Source organism: Arthrobacter sp. SLBN-100 (genome assembly GCF_006715305.1).
Taxonomy (GTDB): Bacteria; Actinomycetota; Actinomycetes; order Actinomycetales; family Micrococcaceae; genus Arthrobacter.
This window is the reverse complement of the sequence record NZ_VFMY01000001.1, coordinates 3600163-3613436: the sequence shown is the minus strand read 5'-3', so window position 1 is coordinate 3613436 and position 13274 is coordinate 3600163. Positions and strand designations below refer to the sequence as shown.

Below are 13274 nucleotides of genomic sequence, written 5' to 3'. Positions count from 1 at the left end.
CCGGAGAAGCTCGGACCAAGTGCCGCCCGGAACCCTGTTACCGGGGTGTTCGAACCACATCGCTGATCCACTGCCTGGTCTTTTCGTCCACGGGTCCGGCGACCCGGCTCTCCCGCGCAAGCCGGTCCGCTTTTACCTTTTGGAGCACCATGCGCCCCAGCCCGGCGAACACTGCAGCGGCAACCATCGGCAACAGTACGGATCTCGATTTCTCAGCCATCCAGCAATCCTAGTGACACCATCGGCCCAACTCCAGAGGCCCGCCCTGCCGCCCTTCAAACCACCCGGCACAGCCCGGGCTTGCGACCGAAATCCGCCGAATACAGGGTGGGGTGCTCCGGCCGGTAGAATGGAGTAGCAAGCTCGCGGAGCGCCCGTCCACAAGGTTAACAAGTGTGTCCCCCAACACTCCGGTACGGCGTGAGACGGCACCACTGAGCTGCGCCCTTACCCAAGCTCACGCACAGGAGTTACCGGATGCCCCGGATCGTTGTTGACGTCATGCCCAAGCCCGAGATTCTGGACCCGCAGGGGAAGGCTATCGTTGGCGCTCTCCCCCGGCTGGGCTTCACCAGCTTCAGCTCTGTCCGCCAGGGCAAGCGTTTCGAACTGACAGTCGACGGCGAGGTGACGGAGGACATCCTGGCCCAGGCACGCGATGCCGCAGAGACCCTCCTGTCCAACCCCGTGATCGAGGACGTCGTCAACGTCGAGGTCGTCGAGGCCTGACATGACTGAACTTCCCCTGATCGGCGAGGCAACCGCCGTCGCCGCTGACGCTTCTGGTGTTCGCGGGCTCACTGGTGCGAAGATCGGCGTCGTCACCTTCCCGGGCACCCTCGACGACCGTGACGCAGCCCGCGCCGTCCGCCTCGCCGGCGGCACCGCCGTCGAGCTTTGGCATGCCGACACCGAGCTGGGTGACGTCGACGCCGTCGTGATTCCCGGCGGCTTCTCCTACGGTGACTACCTCCGCGCCGGCGCCATTGCGCGCTTCGCACCGCTGATGGCCAGGATCATCGACGCCGCCAACAGCGACGCCAGGCTTCCCGTGCTGGGCATCTGCAACGGCTTCCAGATCCTCACCGAATCACACCTGCTGCCGGGTTCGATGATCAAGAATGACCACCTGAAATTCCTGTGCCGCGACCAGGTGCTGCGCGTCGAAAACAGCAACACCGCATGGACCCTGGACTACCAGGCGGGCCAGGAAATCACTATCCCGCTTAAGAACCAGGACGGCCAGTACATCGCGGACGAGAAGACCCTGGACGCCCTGGAGGCTGAGGGCCGCGTGGTATTCCGCTACGTGGGCTTCAACCCGAACGGTTCCCGCCGCGACATTGCCGGCATCTCCAACGCGGCCGGCAACGTGGTGGGCCTCATGCCGCACCCCGAGCACGCCACTGAACCCGGCTTCGGCCCCGCGTCGCTGGACGGAGTCGGCGGGTCCGACACCGACGGACTGGGCTTCTTCACCTCCGTTTTGACCAAGATTGTGGGAGGCGACAAGTGAGCATCGAAACCACCAAGAAGTTCAATATCGACACTGTCGAGAACGCCGCGAAGACCCCGGACACCGAGCTGCCCTGGGCTGAACTTGGCCTCAAGCAGAACGAGTTCGACGAGATCGTCAAGGTCTTGGGCCGCCGCCCCACCGGCGCGGAGCTGGCCATGTACTCCGTCATGTGGAGCGAGCACTGCTCCTACAAGTCCTCCAAGAACCACCTGCGCCAGTTCGGCGAAAAGGTGACCCCGGAGATGAAGAAGGACATGCTGGTGGGCATCGGCGAAAATGCCGGTGTGACCAACCTGGGGGACGGCTGGGCCGTGACCTTCAAGATCGAATCGCACAACTCGCCGTCGTTCGTTGAGCCCTACCAGGGCGCCGCGACCGGCATCGGCGGCATTGTCCGCGACATCATCTCCATGGGCGCCCGCCCGGTGGCCGTCATGGACCCGCTGCGCTTCGGCGCCATCGACCACCCGGACACCGCGCGCGTCATGCACGGTGCCGTGGCCGGCATCGGCGGCTACGGCAACTCCCTGGGCCTGCCCAACATCGGCGGCGAGATGGTCTTCGACTCGGTGTACCAGGGCAACCCGCTTGTCAACGCTCTCGCCGTGGGCGTTATGCGCCACGAGGACATCCGCCTCGCCAACGCCTCCGGCAAGGGCAACAAGGTGGTCCTGTTCGGTGCCCGCACCGGCGGTGACGGCATCGGCGGCGCGTCCGTGCTGGCCTCCGAGTCCTTCGACGACACCAAGCCATCCAAGCGCCCCGCGGTGCAGGTGGGCGACCCGTTCGCCGAGAAGGTCCTCATCGAGTGCTGCCTGGAGCTGTTCAAGGGCTCCCTGGTTGAAGGCATCCAGGACCTCGGTGCCGCCGGCATCTCCTGCGCCACCTCGGAACTGGCTTCCAACGGCGACGGCGGCATGCAGGTTGAGCTGACCTCCGTGCTGCTGCGCGACCCCACGCTGACCCCGGGCGAAATCCTGATGTCCGAGTCGCAGGAACGCATGATGGCCGTGGTCACCCCGGAGAACGTCGAAGCGTTCGAAGCCGTGATGGACAAGTGGGCTGTTGAGTACGCCTGGCTGGGCGCGGTGACCGACACCGGCCGCCTCATCATCACTTGGGAAGGCGAGGTGATCGTCGACGTCGATCCCCGCACCGTGGCACACGACGGGCCGGTCTACGACCGCCCCTTCGCCCGTCCCGAGTGGCAGGACGCCGTGCAGGCAGATACCTTCACCGGCTCCGTGCAGGATGCCGGCCGGCCCTCCGCTCCGGCTGAGCTCGCCAAGGCCGTCACCGAGCTGGTGGCATCGCCGAACATGTGCTCCAAATCCTGGATCACCAACCAGTACGACCGCTACGTCGGCGGCAACACCTCTATGGCGTTCCCGGATGACGCCGGCGTGGTCCGCGTGGACGAGGAAACGGGCTTGGGCGTTGCCCTGGCCACCGATGCCAACGGCCGCTACACCTACCTCGACCCGTACCACGGTGCGCAGCTGGCCCTGGCCGAGGCCTACCGCAACGTCGCCACCTCCGGCGCCGTCCCCATGGCCGTCAGCGACTGCCTGAACTTCGGCTCCCCCGAGGACCCGGATGTGATGTGGCAGCTCGCGGAGGCCATCCGCGGCCTGTCCGACGCCTGCATGGTGCTGGGCATCCCGGTCACCGGCGGCAACGTCTCGCTGTACAACCAGACCGGCACCACGCCCATCCACCCCTCCCCCGTGGTGGCAGTGCTGGGCAAGCTCGACGACGTTGCCCGCCGGACGCCGTCGGGCTGGCGTGAGGACGGCCAGGCCATCTACCTGCTCGGCACCACAGGTGCGGAGCTGGACGGTTCCGAGTGGGCCAACATGCGTGGCCACCTGGGCGGCCAGCCTCCCAAGGTTGACCTCGACGCCGAACGCGCACTGGGTGAGATCCTGATCAACGCATCACGCGACGGCATGATCGACTCTGCCCACGACCTCTCCGAAGGTGGCCTCGCCGCTGCCCTGGTGGAGTCCTCGCTGCGCTACGGCGTGGGCGCCAGGATTGCCCTGCAGGATGTCCTGGATCGGGACGGCGTGGATCTGTTCACCGCGCTCTTCTCCGAGTCCCAAGGCCGTGCCGTTGTAGGTGTTCCGCGTTCCGAGGAAGTCCGCTTCACGGACATGTGCACCGCCCGCGGCTTCGCCCACACCCGCATCGGTGTGGTAGACGCAGCGAGCGGAACCCTGGACATCAACGGGGTGGCGAGCCTGTCCCTCGATGCCCTCCGCGAAGCCCACGAGGGGACCCTGCCGAAGTACTTCGACTGATCCTTTCCCCCATCGGTTGCTCCGTAACTGCCCTTTTGAGCCTTCAGAACGGCAGTTACGGAGCAATCGTTGCTTAATGGCCTTTGCGCCACCCCGCCTGGACCAAAGCCCTGCGGATCTTGGCGACTGCCGACTGGGCATCGTTCAGCATGTGCCGTTTGGACACCCGGACCTCAGTCCAGCCCAAGGCATCGTATTTCTCGGAGCGCGCAATATCCCGGACGATCTGCCCCTCTTCGCCGTGGTGTTCCCCTTCGTACTCGACCCCGATCCGGTACTTGCGGAAGCTGAGATCCGGCTCATGATGGCGCAGGCCGTCGTCATCGATAATGGGTACGTTCAGCTCCGGTTCGGGCAGGCCTGCCCGCACGATAGCCAATCTAAGGAGCGTCTCCTGCGGAGAATCGGAGCCTACCCGGATCAGCTGGATCGCTTCTTTGGCCTTCCGCAGTCCTCTTTTTCCCTTATGCCGGTCTATCATCCGTTGGAGGTCGGCCAGGCCGCATAGCGGCATGTCCCTACTCTCCAAGTCCGGACGCGGCACGCGAACGCAGCTGTCGCCCATGGCCACGAGCTCGTCCACTGACAGCAATTCCGCCATGTCCAGCCACGTGCGCTCAGGCGTGGTCACGGGAATCCCGTCGACCGTTGTGACCTCGTCTTCGTACAGCTTCATGCGGTGGACGATCACATGTGGCCGGTCCAGGTGCGCTGCACCTTCCGGGCGGATGATGTGGTGCATGTCTGTACGTTCCTTCCGTAGCCTGCCCGGCAGAGCGAGCAGCTCCGCCGCAGTGAAGTGCGATGCGGCGCACCGCTCATTGACCTCAATGAAAGGCCGCACCCGGGCGCTCAAGGGAAGTTGCGCCGTCGCTCGTTCCGTACGGATGCCCCTGCCGAGGGACGTCAGCGATCCATGCCGCAGCCTCTTGGCGGGCACTCCGGCATCCCGGGCCTCAGCAATAGTGAAGGGCCGGCCCCGGAGCTCAACGGGCAGTCTGCGTGCGGTTTTCATTGGTTCATCAGACCAAAATTATGCGAGGGCCGCAGAAGTTATCCACAACACCAATCGATTGCTCCGTGGGCGCCCTTATGGGCTCTCATAACGGCACGTACGGAGCAATCGATAGCCTCAGTCCTCGCTGTGCAGCTCCCGCTGCCGTGCGCTGAGCAGTTCGATTTCGGGCCGGCCGGCCACAAGGCGTTCGACGGCGGCCAGCACCTCCACGAGGTGCGGGCGGTCTGCTGCCACCAGGCCAACACCCAGCCGGGTGCGCCGGTACTGGTCGTGATCCCCCACCTCGGCGACGGAGACGTCGAAACGGCGCTTGACTTCCGCTATCAGCGGCCTGACGACGGACCGTTTCTCCTTCAGGCTCTGAACGTCGCCCAGGAGGATGTCGAATTCGATCCAGCCGACCCACATCAGATGGTCAGCTCCCCCATACGGTCCCAGGCGTCGCCCTCGAGTTGGCGGCTGACGATCCGGGGCGTTTCTGCCAGGGCCTGGGGCATGTCCGCCATGGCCTGCTTGAAGTGCGCGCTGTTGACGTGCTCGCCCGCGGCATCGTCCTCGAAGGCTTCCACCAGGACGTACTCGTTCGGGTCCTCCAGGCTGCGGGACCAGTCGAACCAGAGGTTTCCCGGTTCCTGCCGTGTGGCCTGGGTGAAATCGGCCACCAGGCCGGGCCAGCGCTCCGACCATTCCGGCTTGACCTTGAACTTGACGACGATAAAAATCACGGGCGTAGTCCTTCCGCGGCGAGTTGGCGTGCCCCTTCAATGTATCGGGAAGTTACGTGGCGCTGTGCCGCCCGGGTCACCAGTCCGCCGGCCGCGTAGAACCAGTTGCCGGGTTTGCTGAACGCGCGGATCCTCAAATGCACGTCGCCGTCCCCGTTGATCTCCACTTCAAAGGATTCCTCGCCGCGCGCCGGGTGCCCACGCAGGGCACCGTAGCCAAATCCAGCCGATTGCGGCACATCCGCCGGCAGTGGTTCACGGACCCAAACCACCTCGCAGGGTGCACCCAGCCGAAAAGGCCCGACGCCGAAGCCGCTCACCACCCGCACTCCCGGGACCACCCGTGGTGAATCCGTGCGGACGCGCAGGCCGGCGCGCCGCTGCAGCTCCCAGGAAAGAATGCCGCCGGCAACCCGCCGGTACACCGGAAAGCCGGTGCCCAGTGGGACCTCTTCCAGGACACCGGCGTATCCGTCCGGAGCAACCCCGTGTTCCGTGCCCCCGATGCCGGGGTAATCGAGGTGATCAAGCCTGCCCTGCCACGGCCGCCTCACCTTCACTGGATGGCGTCCCGGGAACCCGCCAGGCGGGCCCATCCAAGCTGCTCCTGCTGTTTCCTGTTCAGGCCTGCCACCACCAGGTCGTAAGAGTCCTCCACCATGTCCCGGATCATGTCGTCCGGAAGGGTCCCGTCGAGGCGGATGCCGTTCCAGTGGGTCTTGTTCATGTGCCATGCGCCGGTGATTTCAGGGTGCACGGCGCGGAGCTGCACGGCAAGGTTTGGCTCGCACTTAAGGTTGACATACGGGTTCCGGGGATCCATGGCGGACAATGCGAAGAGCTTGGCCTCGTGCCGGGCTCCCCCTGCGACATTGGCGCGGACCTTGAATACGGCGGTCTCCGGCCCGAACGGATAATCCTCGTACGCGCCGGGAAACGAGAGGCAGATCTTCCTCAATGCTGCAGGCTCCATGGAGGAAGCCTATAAAGCCGGCTGCCGCGGTGCTAGTCTGCGAGGATGTCACACGATCAGGGGGCCATTCCTGTTCTGGATTTAAGTTCCGCACGGCAGCCCTACGGATCTTTCAGTCCCGAGTTCATCGAGCAGCTGCGGCATGCCACCCACGATGTCGGGTTCTTCCAAATCACGGGTTATGGCGGCCGGCCGGGTCAGGCAGAACAGCTCCTGGACATTCTCCGGCGCTTCTTCGCCCTGCCGCTGGAGGAGCGGATGAAGCTGGACAACCGCTTGTCTCCCCACTTCCGCGGCTACACGCGCATGGGCACCGAGGTGACCCAGGGCCGGGCGGACGCCCGCGAGCAGATCGACTATTCACCGGAGCGCGAACCGGTCAAGGATTATCCGGAAGACCAGCCCTACTGGCTGTTGCAGGGCCCCAATCTCTGGCCGGATGACTCTTTCCCCGAGTTGAAGCCGGCAGCCATGGAGTGGGCGGAACTCATGTCCGAGGTAGGCATGGAGCTGCTGCGGGCCATCGCCGTTTCCCTGCAGCTGCCGGAGGAGTACTTTGACGATCCGTTCCGGGATACGCCGGCGTGGATGGGCAAGCTGGTGCACTACGTGGGTGGTGTGGTGGAAGCGGCGGGAAACCAGGGCGTGGGCACGCATGCGGACTACGGGTTTGTCACCCTCCTGCTGCAGGACGACGTGGGCGGCCTTGAGGTGCTGCCGCCCGGCACCAGCGAGTGGCTGCCCGTGGAGCCCCTCCCGGGCGCGCTGGTTGTGAACCTCGGCGAGATGCTGGAAGTGGCCACGGAGGGATACCTTGCGGCCACCATCCACCGCGTCCAGGCCCCGCCGCCGGGCGTCGACCGTTACTCGGTACCGTTCTTCTGGTCCCCGCGCCTTGATGCTGTCATCAAACCCGTCCCGCTGGCACCTGAACTGAAGGCAGCTGCCCGGGGCATCACCGACGATCCCTCCAACCCGCTCCTGGCATCCTTCGGCCTGAACATGCTCAAGGGCCGGATGCGGGCGCATCCGGACGTCACCGAACGGCACTACCCGGAGTTGATGACGCGCTAGCAGCGCCCCTGCGTCAGAGGTTGTACTTCCAGGCGAGCTGGGCAGGGCAGGCGTTCATCACCACGTCGATCCCCGCCGCCTTGGCGCGTTCCGCCGCTGCCTCGTCGATGACCCCCAACTGCAGCCACACCGCTTTGGCCCCCACAGCGATGGCCTGGTCCACCACAGCCCCCACCTTCTGCGAGTTCACAAAGCAGTCCACGACGTCGATGGGCCGCTTTTCCGCGGGAATGTCGCCGAGGGTGCGGTACCCGGCTTCGCCGTGGACGGGGTCACCGGGCAGGTTGACGGGGATGATCTCCATGCCGAGCCGGTCCCTGATAAACAGCGAGGTGTCGTACGCTGCGCGCCACTCATTCGTGGTGAGGCCCACTATGGCCCACCGCCCTTTGTTTCGCATGAGGCGCCCGATGACTTCCGGATCGTTGACGTGGACCATGCAGCAAGCGTACAGCCGCTACCGCAAACAGCGAATGCTCGAATAAGTGACTGCTCAGGCCCGGGAGAAGCCCCCGTGAACGAATATTACGCTCCCAGTTAGGCAAATTTGGTCCCGAGGATGCGCCTCAGGTGTAGTGGTAGTTGACCATCCCGAGCGGCCGAGAGACCTGGATCGATGAAGCCGCAGCAACCCTGGTCGCCGGACGCTTCCCAACCGCCCCGGCGATAGCAAGGATTCCAGCCACGGGTACCCGGAACTGACCACTCCGGCGAGAGGCTGACTCCGTAGGGTGCTACTGCCAGGACCGATGGAGTGATCCTATGACCGCAGTTTTGTCGCCCCTTCCTGCCGAGGCAGGCCCCGCCCACGCCCCCGCCCTCCCGGTGTCCTTCCGGAACCTGCGCCGCACGTTCGGCACCGGTCCGGCCGCCCACACCGTGCTGCGGGACGTGACCTTTGACGTGGCAGCCGGCGAAGTCCTCGCCATCCTGGGCCCGTCCGGCTGCGGAAAGTCCACCCTCCTGCGCGCCGCAGCGGGCCTGGATTACCCAAGTTCCGGCTCCGTAGTCATCGAGGACACCACCGTGCACGGCATTGATCCGCGGTGCGCCTTCGCCTTCCAGGAACCCCGGCTGCTGCCCTGGCACACCCTGCAGGCCAATGTGGCCATCGGCCTGCCTGCCGGATGCAGCGCGAAAGAGGGCAAAGCCAAGGTCGCCCGGTTGCTGGAACTCGTGGGGCTGGAAAATTTTGCCAAGCACCGGCCCCGCGAGGTCTCGGGCGGCATGGCGCAGCGCACGTCACTGGCAAGGGCACTGGCCCGGAACCCCGGCGTCCTGCTGCTCGATGAGCCCTTCGGCGCCCTGGATGCCCTCACCCGGATCAAGATGCAGGACCTGCTCCTGGACATCCACCAGGCAGAGCCCACCACCGTCCTGCTGGTCACCCACGACGTGGACGAAGCCCTTCAGCTCGCGGACCGCATCATCGTGCTTGGCCCTCATGCCTCCGGACAGGGCGCATCCATCGTCAGGACCGTTGAGGTACCCGGCAACCGCCCGCGCAAGCGCGCCTCCGCCGAACTCGCCCTCATGCGCAGCTCGCTCCTGGAGACTCTGGGCGTTGACGGGCACTAGGCCGTGCTGACTCCCACTCCCCCAATGCCGTAACCCGCCCCTGTTGGCGCGGGCCGCCGTCGGACTTCACGCCCTGCCACGGCCCCGGCCTGGGCCTCCCCCTGCTCCACACCGATTCATCCCCGCTTTCAAAGGAACCCCATGCCGCACGCATTGCCCATCACCCGCCGTTCAGTCCTTGGCGCAGCAGCCCTCGCCGCCTCAGCGGCCCTGGCACTGACCGGATGCGTCGCAGGCGAAGGCTCCTCCGGCAGCGCTGCTGCTGCCGGCAGCAGCAAGGGCGGCACCCTGAACATCGATTTCGCCACCTATAACCCGCTCAGCCTGGTCATCAAGGACCAGGGCTGGCTGGAAGCCAGCCTCAAGGACCAGGGCGTCACCGTGAACTGGGTCCAGTCAGCCGGCTCGAACAAGGCCAATGAGGCCCTGCGCTCAGGTGCTGTCGACGTCGGTTCCACCGCTGGCTCCGCGGCCCTCCTGGCCCGCTCCAACGGATCACCCATCAAGACCATCGACATCTACTCCCAACCCGAATGGGCGGCCCTGGTGGCGCCGGCGGGATCCGACATCGCCTCGGTCGCGGACCTCAAGGGCAAGTCGGTCGCGGCGACCAAGGGCACGGACCCCTACTTCTTCCTGTTGCAGGCCCTGGAGGAGGCGGGGTTGAAGCCCGGCGATGTAACGGTGCAGAACCTGCAGCACGCCGACGGCCGCACGGCCCTGGAAAACGGATCCGTCCAGGCCTGGTCCGGCCTTGATCCGATCATGGCCGGTGCCGAGCAGAAGGGAGCCAGGCTTTTCTACCGGAACCTCGACTTCAACACCTACGGCTTCCTCAACGCCACCGAATCGTTCCTCAAGGACAAGCCGGAACTGGCCCAGGCCGTGGTGAACGCCTACGAAAAGGCCCGGGCGTGGGCAGCAGCGAACCCGGACCAGACAGCCCAGATCCTGGCCAGCGTTGCCGGCCTGGACCTGGCCGTGGCCAAGACCGTGGTCCTGGAGCGCAGCAACCTGGACGTGGACCCCGCGCCGGGCGCAGCACAGCGCAAAGTATTGGAGAAGATCGGGCCCACCTTCGTGGAAACCGGCGACGTCAAGACGCAACAGCAGGTTGACGACGCCGTGAGCTCCCTTCTCGACGACTCGCTGGTGAAGAAGGCTGATCCGTCAGCCATCAAGGACTCCTGATGAACACTCTCGGAGATCCGGTCATCACCGGCAACAAGGTTGCGGACCAGCGCGCTGCAGCCGCTACCGCAACAACGGCAGACGCTGCCCAGGCGGGCGCCGGTCAGGCACCCGCTCCGGCACAGGGATGGTCTCCCGCCGGAGTCCGCTCCAGGAACTGGGCGCGTCTGCCCCTTGGCTTGATCATCCCGGCCGCCCTGCTCGCTGCCTGGCAGCTTGCCTCCTCCAGCCACGTGTTCACGGTGGTGCAGCTGCCGCCGCCGGCCATGGTGCTGGAAGCTGCAGGCGAGCTGCTGGAACGCGGTGAGCTCGGCACGCACATCGCGATCTCCACCCAGCGGGTCCTGATCGGCTTCCTGGCGGGCGCAGCCCTGGGCCTGGTCCTGGGCGCCACCGTGGGCCTGTCCAAAATCGCGGACACCCTCCTGGCCCCCACCATCGGGGCGCTGCGTGCAGTTCCGTCCCTGGCGTGGGTGCCGCTCCTGATTCTGTGGCTGAAGATCGGCGAAGACTCCAAGGTAACCCTCATCATCATCGGCGCGTTCTTCCCCGTGTTCACCACCGTGTCCCTGGCGCTGCGCCATGTGGACCGGAACCTGGTGGAGGCAGCCCGCGCCTTTGGGCTCAAGGGCGTCAGGCTGCTGACCACGGTGCAGCTTCCCGCGGTCGTTCCCGCCGTCTTTTCCGGACTGCGGCTGGCGCTCGCCCAAGCCTGGCTCTTCCTGGTGGCAGCGGAACTCATCGCCTCTTCGATGGGACTGGGGTTCCTCCTGATGGATTCACAGAACAACGGGCGCACCGACCGGCTGTTCCTGGCCATTGTGATGCTGGCCGTGATTGGAAAAATGACCGACGCCCTGTTGGGCCTGGCCGAGAAATGGGCGGTGAAACGATGGGCCTGAGCACCACAGAAACGCTGGACCTGAACGCCGGCGTGCACCCGGACAACGTCGCCTTCTGGGAGCAGCAGGCACTGCGCCTGGAGTGGGACACCCCCTGGCATACCGGGCACCGCTGGGTTCCGGCGGATCCGGAGGCCGGCCGCGGCCCGGGCATCAGCTGGTTTGAGGGCGGCAAGCTCAACGTGGCCGCCAACTGCGTGGACCGCCATGTCGCCGCCGGCCGCGGCGCCAAAGTGGCCCTTCATTTCGAAGGCGAGCCCGGCGACCGCCGGTCCATCACCTACGCCGAACTCCAGCGCGAGGTGTCCAAGGCGGCCAACGCGCTCCTGGCCCTGGGCATCGGCAAGGGCGACCGCGTGGTCATCTACCTGCCGGTCATCCCCGAAACCATCATCATCACGCTGGCCGTGGCACGCATCGGTGCCATCCACTCCCTGGTGTTCGGCGGCTTCTCGGCCGAAGCACTGAAGTTCCGGGTGGAGGACACCGGCGCCAAGCTGCTGGTCACCACGGACGGCCAGTTCCGCCGCGGCGTGGCCGTTCCCGTGAAAGACAACGCGGACGCTGCCGTCTCCGGCGACAATTCGATCGAGCACGTCCTGGTGGTCAACCGCACCACCCCGGCAGCGGACCTGGCAACCGTCCCCATGACCGAAGGCCGCGACGTCTGGTGGCATGACGCCGTCGGGCAGGCTGCCGAGGTGCACGAGCCGGAAGCGTTCGACGCCGAGACTCCCCTGTTCATCATGTACACCTCCGGCACCACCGGCAAGCCGAAGGGCCTGGTGCACACCTCCGGCGGCTACCTGACGCAGGCCTCGTGGAGCTTTGAGCACCTGTTCAGCAATCCTGATCCGGCGCTGCGCGACAAAGACGTGCACTGGTGCACCGCTGACCTCGCCTGGGTCACCGCGCACACCTACGAAATCTACGGGCCGCTGTCCAACGGCGTGACCCAGGTGATCTTCGAGGGGACGCCCAACACCCCGCACCCGGGCCGGCACTTCGAGATCATCGAACGCTACGGCGTGACCCAGTACTACACCGCGCCCACGCTGGTCCGTTCCCTCATGGGCTGGTTCCCGGACGGCGTCCCGGACACCTGCGACCTCTCCTCCATCCGCCTGCTCGGCACGGTGGGCGAGGCCGTCAACCCGGAGGCCTGGCGCTGGCTGCGGGAGAACGTCGGCGCCGGCACCGCCCCGGTGGTGGACACGTGGTGGCAGTCCGAGACCGGCGCCACCATCCTCTCCCCCGCGCCGACGGACACCGAGTTCAAGCCCGGGTGCGCGGCGCGCCCGCTGCCGGGCGTCAGCACAAGGATCGTGGACGACGGCGGCAGTACCGTTCCGCCGGGCGTCCAGGGAAATATCGTGGTTGACTCCCCGGGGCCCGCCATCGCGCGCACTGTCTGGGGCAACCCGCGCCGCTACTTCGATTCCTATTGGAGCAAGTACGCGGACCAGGGCTGGTTCCTGGCCGGCGACGGCGCCAAGTACGACTCCGACGGCGACATCTGGATCCTGGGACGGGTGGACGACACCCTGAACGTCTCCGGCCACCTGCTGTCCACCATCGAGATCGAATCCGCCCTGGTTTCGCACCCGGACGTCGTGGAGGCCGGCGTCTGTCCGGTCGCCGACCCGAAGACCGGGCACGCCGTCGTCGCCTTCGTGGTCCTGAAGGCGGGGGTTTCGACAGGCTCAACCACCGGCCGGACAGGCTCAACCACCGAGGACCTCCGCAACCACGTGGCGAAGGAGATCGGCCCGATCGCCAAGCCGCGCGACGTCGTTGTGGTTCCCGATGTCCCCAAGACCCGCAGCGGCAAGATCATGCGCCGGCTGCTCACCCAACTGTTCGAGGGAACCACCCTCGGCGACACTACCTCGCTCCAAAACGAGCCGGCCATCGCCGGCATCCAGGGCGCCGTGCGCGACTACGTCAAAACCGTACCGGCACCGCACGTCAACGGACAAAAGTAAAGGAAC

The 13274-nt window shown here is 66.1% G+C and carries 15 protein-coding genes; 8 read left to right on the top strand and 7 right to left on the bottom strand.

The window, feature by feature from the left end:
• Positions 1–37: 37 nt before the first annotated feature.
• On the bottom strand, positions 38–220 hold the full coding sequence (locus FBY31_RS16730; protein ID WP_142043410.1) for a hypothetical protein: 183 nt from the start codon (positions 218–220) through the stop codon (positions 38–40).
• 257 nt (positions 221–477) lie between these two features.
• Here FBY31_RS16730 and purS point away from each other — a divergent pair, with 257 nt between their 5' ends.
• The 3 genes from purS to purL are packed head-to-tail and all read left to right on the top strand — an operon-like array spanning position 478 to position 3822.
• Entirely contained in the window at positions 478–729 is a 252-nt protein-coding gene (gene purS / locus FBY31_RS16725) for a phosphoribosylformylglycinamidine synthase subunit PurS (protein WP_003798434.1), read from the top strand.
• Between the two features lies 1 nt (position 730).
• On the top strand, positions 731–1516 hold the full coding sequence (gene purQ, locus FBY31_RS16720; protein WP_142043407.1) for a phosphoribosylformylglycinamidine synthase subunit PurQ: 786 nt from the start codon (positions 731–733) through the stop codon (positions 1514–1516).
• Positions 1513–3822 carry a phosphoribosylformylglycinamidine synthase subunit PurL gene (gene purL / locus FBY31_RS16715; protein ID WP_142043405.1) on the top strand — a complete coding sequence of 770 codons (2310 nt, stop codon included), beginning with the start codon at positions 1513–1515 and terminating at the stop codon, positions 3820–3822. Before purQ ends, purL begins: the two co-directional genes overlap by 4 nt.
• A gap of 73 nt (positions 3823–3895) precedes the next feature.
• Here purL and FBY31_RS16710 read toward each other — a convergent pair whose 3' ends face one another.
• From FBY31_RS16710 to FBY31_RS16690, 5 genes are all read right to left on the bottom strand, one after another.
• Positions 3896–4837, bottom strand: coding sequence for a hypothetical protein (locus tag FBY31_RS16710; RefSeq protein ID WP_235013091.1), 942 nt, complete (start codon positions 4835–4837; stop codon positions 3896–3898).
• 117 nt (positions 4838–4954) lie between these two features.
• Entirely contained in the window at positions 4955–5248 is a 294-nt protein-coding gene (locus FBY31_RS16705) for a DUF503 domain-containing protein (RefSeq protein ID WP_142043403.1), read from the bottom strand.
• Positions 5248–5565 carry a putative quinol monooxygenase gene (locus FBY31_RS16700; protein ID WP_142043401.1) on the bottom strand — a complete coding sequence of 106 codons (318 nt, stop codon included), beginning with the start codon at positions 5563–5565 and terminating at the stop codon, positions 5248–5250. Before FBY31_RS16700 ends, FBY31_RS16705 begins: the two co-directional genes overlap by 1 nt.
• On the bottom strand, positions 5562–6119 hold the full coding sequence (locus tag FBY31_RS16695; RefSeq protein WP_235013090.1) for a DUF1990 family protein: 558 nt from the start codon (positions 6117–6119) through the stop codon (positions 5562–5564). Before FBY31_RS16695 ends, FBY31_RS16700 begins: the two co-directional genes overlap by 4 nt.
• A 2-nt stretch (positions 6120–6121) precedes the next feature.
• Positions 6122–6538 carry an MmcQ/YjbR family DNA-binding protein gene (locus FBY31_RS16690; protein WP_142043396.1) on the bottom strand — a complete coding sequence of 139 codons (417 nt, stop codon included), beginning with the start codon at positions 6536–6538 and terminating at the stop codon, positions 6122–6124.
• A gap of 45 nt (positions 6539–6583) precedes the next feature.
• On the opposite strand from FBY31_RS16690, the gene FBY31_RS16685 reads away from it, so the two are divergent.
• The gene (locus FBY31_RS16685; protein ID WP_142043394.1) at positions 6584–7612 is read left to right on the top strand and encodes an isopenicillin N synthase family dioxygenase; all 1029 of its coding nucleotides are present in this window, start codon (positions 6584–6586) and stop codon (positions 7610–7612) included.
• Positions 7613–7625: 13 nt separating this feature from the next.
• Here FBY31_RS16685 and FBY31_RS16680 read toward each other — a convergent pair whose 3' ends face one another.
• Positions 7626–8051: a CoA-binding protein gene (locus tag FBY31_RS16680; protein WP_142043392.1), complete on the bottom strand. Its 426-nt coding sequence runs from the start codon at positions 8049–8051 to the stop codon at positions 7626–7628.
• Between the two features lie 323 nt (positions 8052–8374).
• On the opposite strand from FBY31_RS16680, the gene FBY31_RS16675 reads away from it, so the two are divergent.
• The 4 genes from FBY31_RS16675 to acs all read left to right on the top strand — a co-directional run bounded on the left by FBY31_RS16675 (position 8375) and on the right by acs (position 13268).
• Positions 8375–9190: an ABC transporter ATP-binding protein gene (locus tag FBY31_RS16675; RefSeq protein ID WP_142043390.1), complete on the top strand. Its 816-nt coding sequence runs from the start codon at positions 8375–8377 to the stop codon at positions 9188–9190.
• A 141-nt stretch (positions 9191–9331) separates the two neighbouring features.
• The gene (locus tag FBY31_RS16670) at positions 9332–10381 is read left to right on the top strand and encodes an aliphatic sulfonate ABC transporter substrate-binding protein (RefSeq protein WP_142043383.1); all 1050 of its coding nucleotides are present in this window, start codon (positions 9332–9334) and stop codon (positions 10379–10381) included.
• Positions 10381–11283 carry an ABC transporter permease gene (locus FBY31_RS16665; protein WP_142043380.1) on the top strand — a complete coding sequence of 301 codons (903 nt, stop codon included), beginning with the start codon at positions 10381–10383 and terminating at the stop codon, positions 11281–11283. Before FBY31_RS16670 ends, FBY31_RS16665 begins: the two co-directional genes overlap by 1 nt.
• Positions 11274–13268, top strand: coding sequence for an acetate--CoA ligase (acs, locus tag FBY31_RS16660; RefSeq protein WP_142045466.1), 1995 nt, complete (start codon positions 11274–11276; stop codon positions 13266–13268). The genes FBY31_RS16665 and acs overlap by 10 nt, the downstream gene beginning before the upstream one ends.
• Positions 13269–13274: the final 6 nt, after the last annotated feature.

Excerpts from the sequence above, each read along its gene's own strand:
- FBY31_RS16730 (WP_142043410.1), bottom strand. The coding sequence starts at position 220 with ATGGCTGAGAAATCGAGATCCGTACTGTTGCCGATGGTTGCCGCTGCA.
- purS (WP_003798434.1), top strand. The coding sequence starts at position 478 with ATGCCCCGGATCGTTGTTGACGTCATGCCCAAGCCCGAGATTCTGGAC.
- purQ (WP_142043407.1), top strand. The coding sequence starts at position 731 with ATGACTGAACTTCCCCTGATCGGCGAGGCAACCGCCGTCGCCGCTGAC.
- FBY31_RS16710 (WP_235013091.1), bottom strand. The coding sequence starts at position 4,837 with ATGAAAACCGCACGCAGACTGCCCGTTGAGCTCCGGGGCCGGCCCTTC.
- FBY31_RS16705 (WP_142043403.1), bottom strand. The coding sequence starts at position 5,248 with ATGTGGGTCGGCTGGATCGAATTCGACATCCTCCTGGGCGACGTTCAG.
- FBY31_RS16690 (WP_142043396.1), bottom strand. The coding sequence starts at position 6,538 with ATGGAGCCTGCAGCATTGAGGAAGATCTGCCTCTCGTTTCCCGGCGCG.
- FBY31_RS16685 (WP_142043394.1), top strand. The coding sequence starts at position 6,584 with ATGTCACACGATCAGGGGGCCATTCCTGTTCTGGATTTAAGTTCCGCA.
- FBY31_RS16680 (WP_142043392.1), bottom strand. The coding sequence starts at position 8,051 with ATGGTCCACGTCAACGATCCGGAAGTCATCGGGCGCCTCATGCGAAAC.
- FBY31_RS16675 (WP_142043390.1), top strand. The coding sequence starts at position 8,375 with ATGACCGCAGTTTTGTCGCCCCTTCCTGCCGAGGCAGGCCCCGCCCAC.
- FBY31_RS16670 (WP_142043383.1), top strand. The coding sequence starts at position 9,332 with ATGCCGCACGCATTGCCCATCACCCGCCGTTCAGTCCTTGGCGCAGCA.
- FBY31_RS16665 (WP_142043380.1), top strand. The coding sequence starts at position 10,381 with ATGAACACTCTCGGAGATCCGGTCATCACCGGCAACAAGGTTGCGGAC.
- acs (WP_142045466.1), top strand. The coding sequence starts at position 11,274 with ATGGGCCTGAGCACCACAGAAACGCTGGACCTGAACGCCGGCGTGCAC.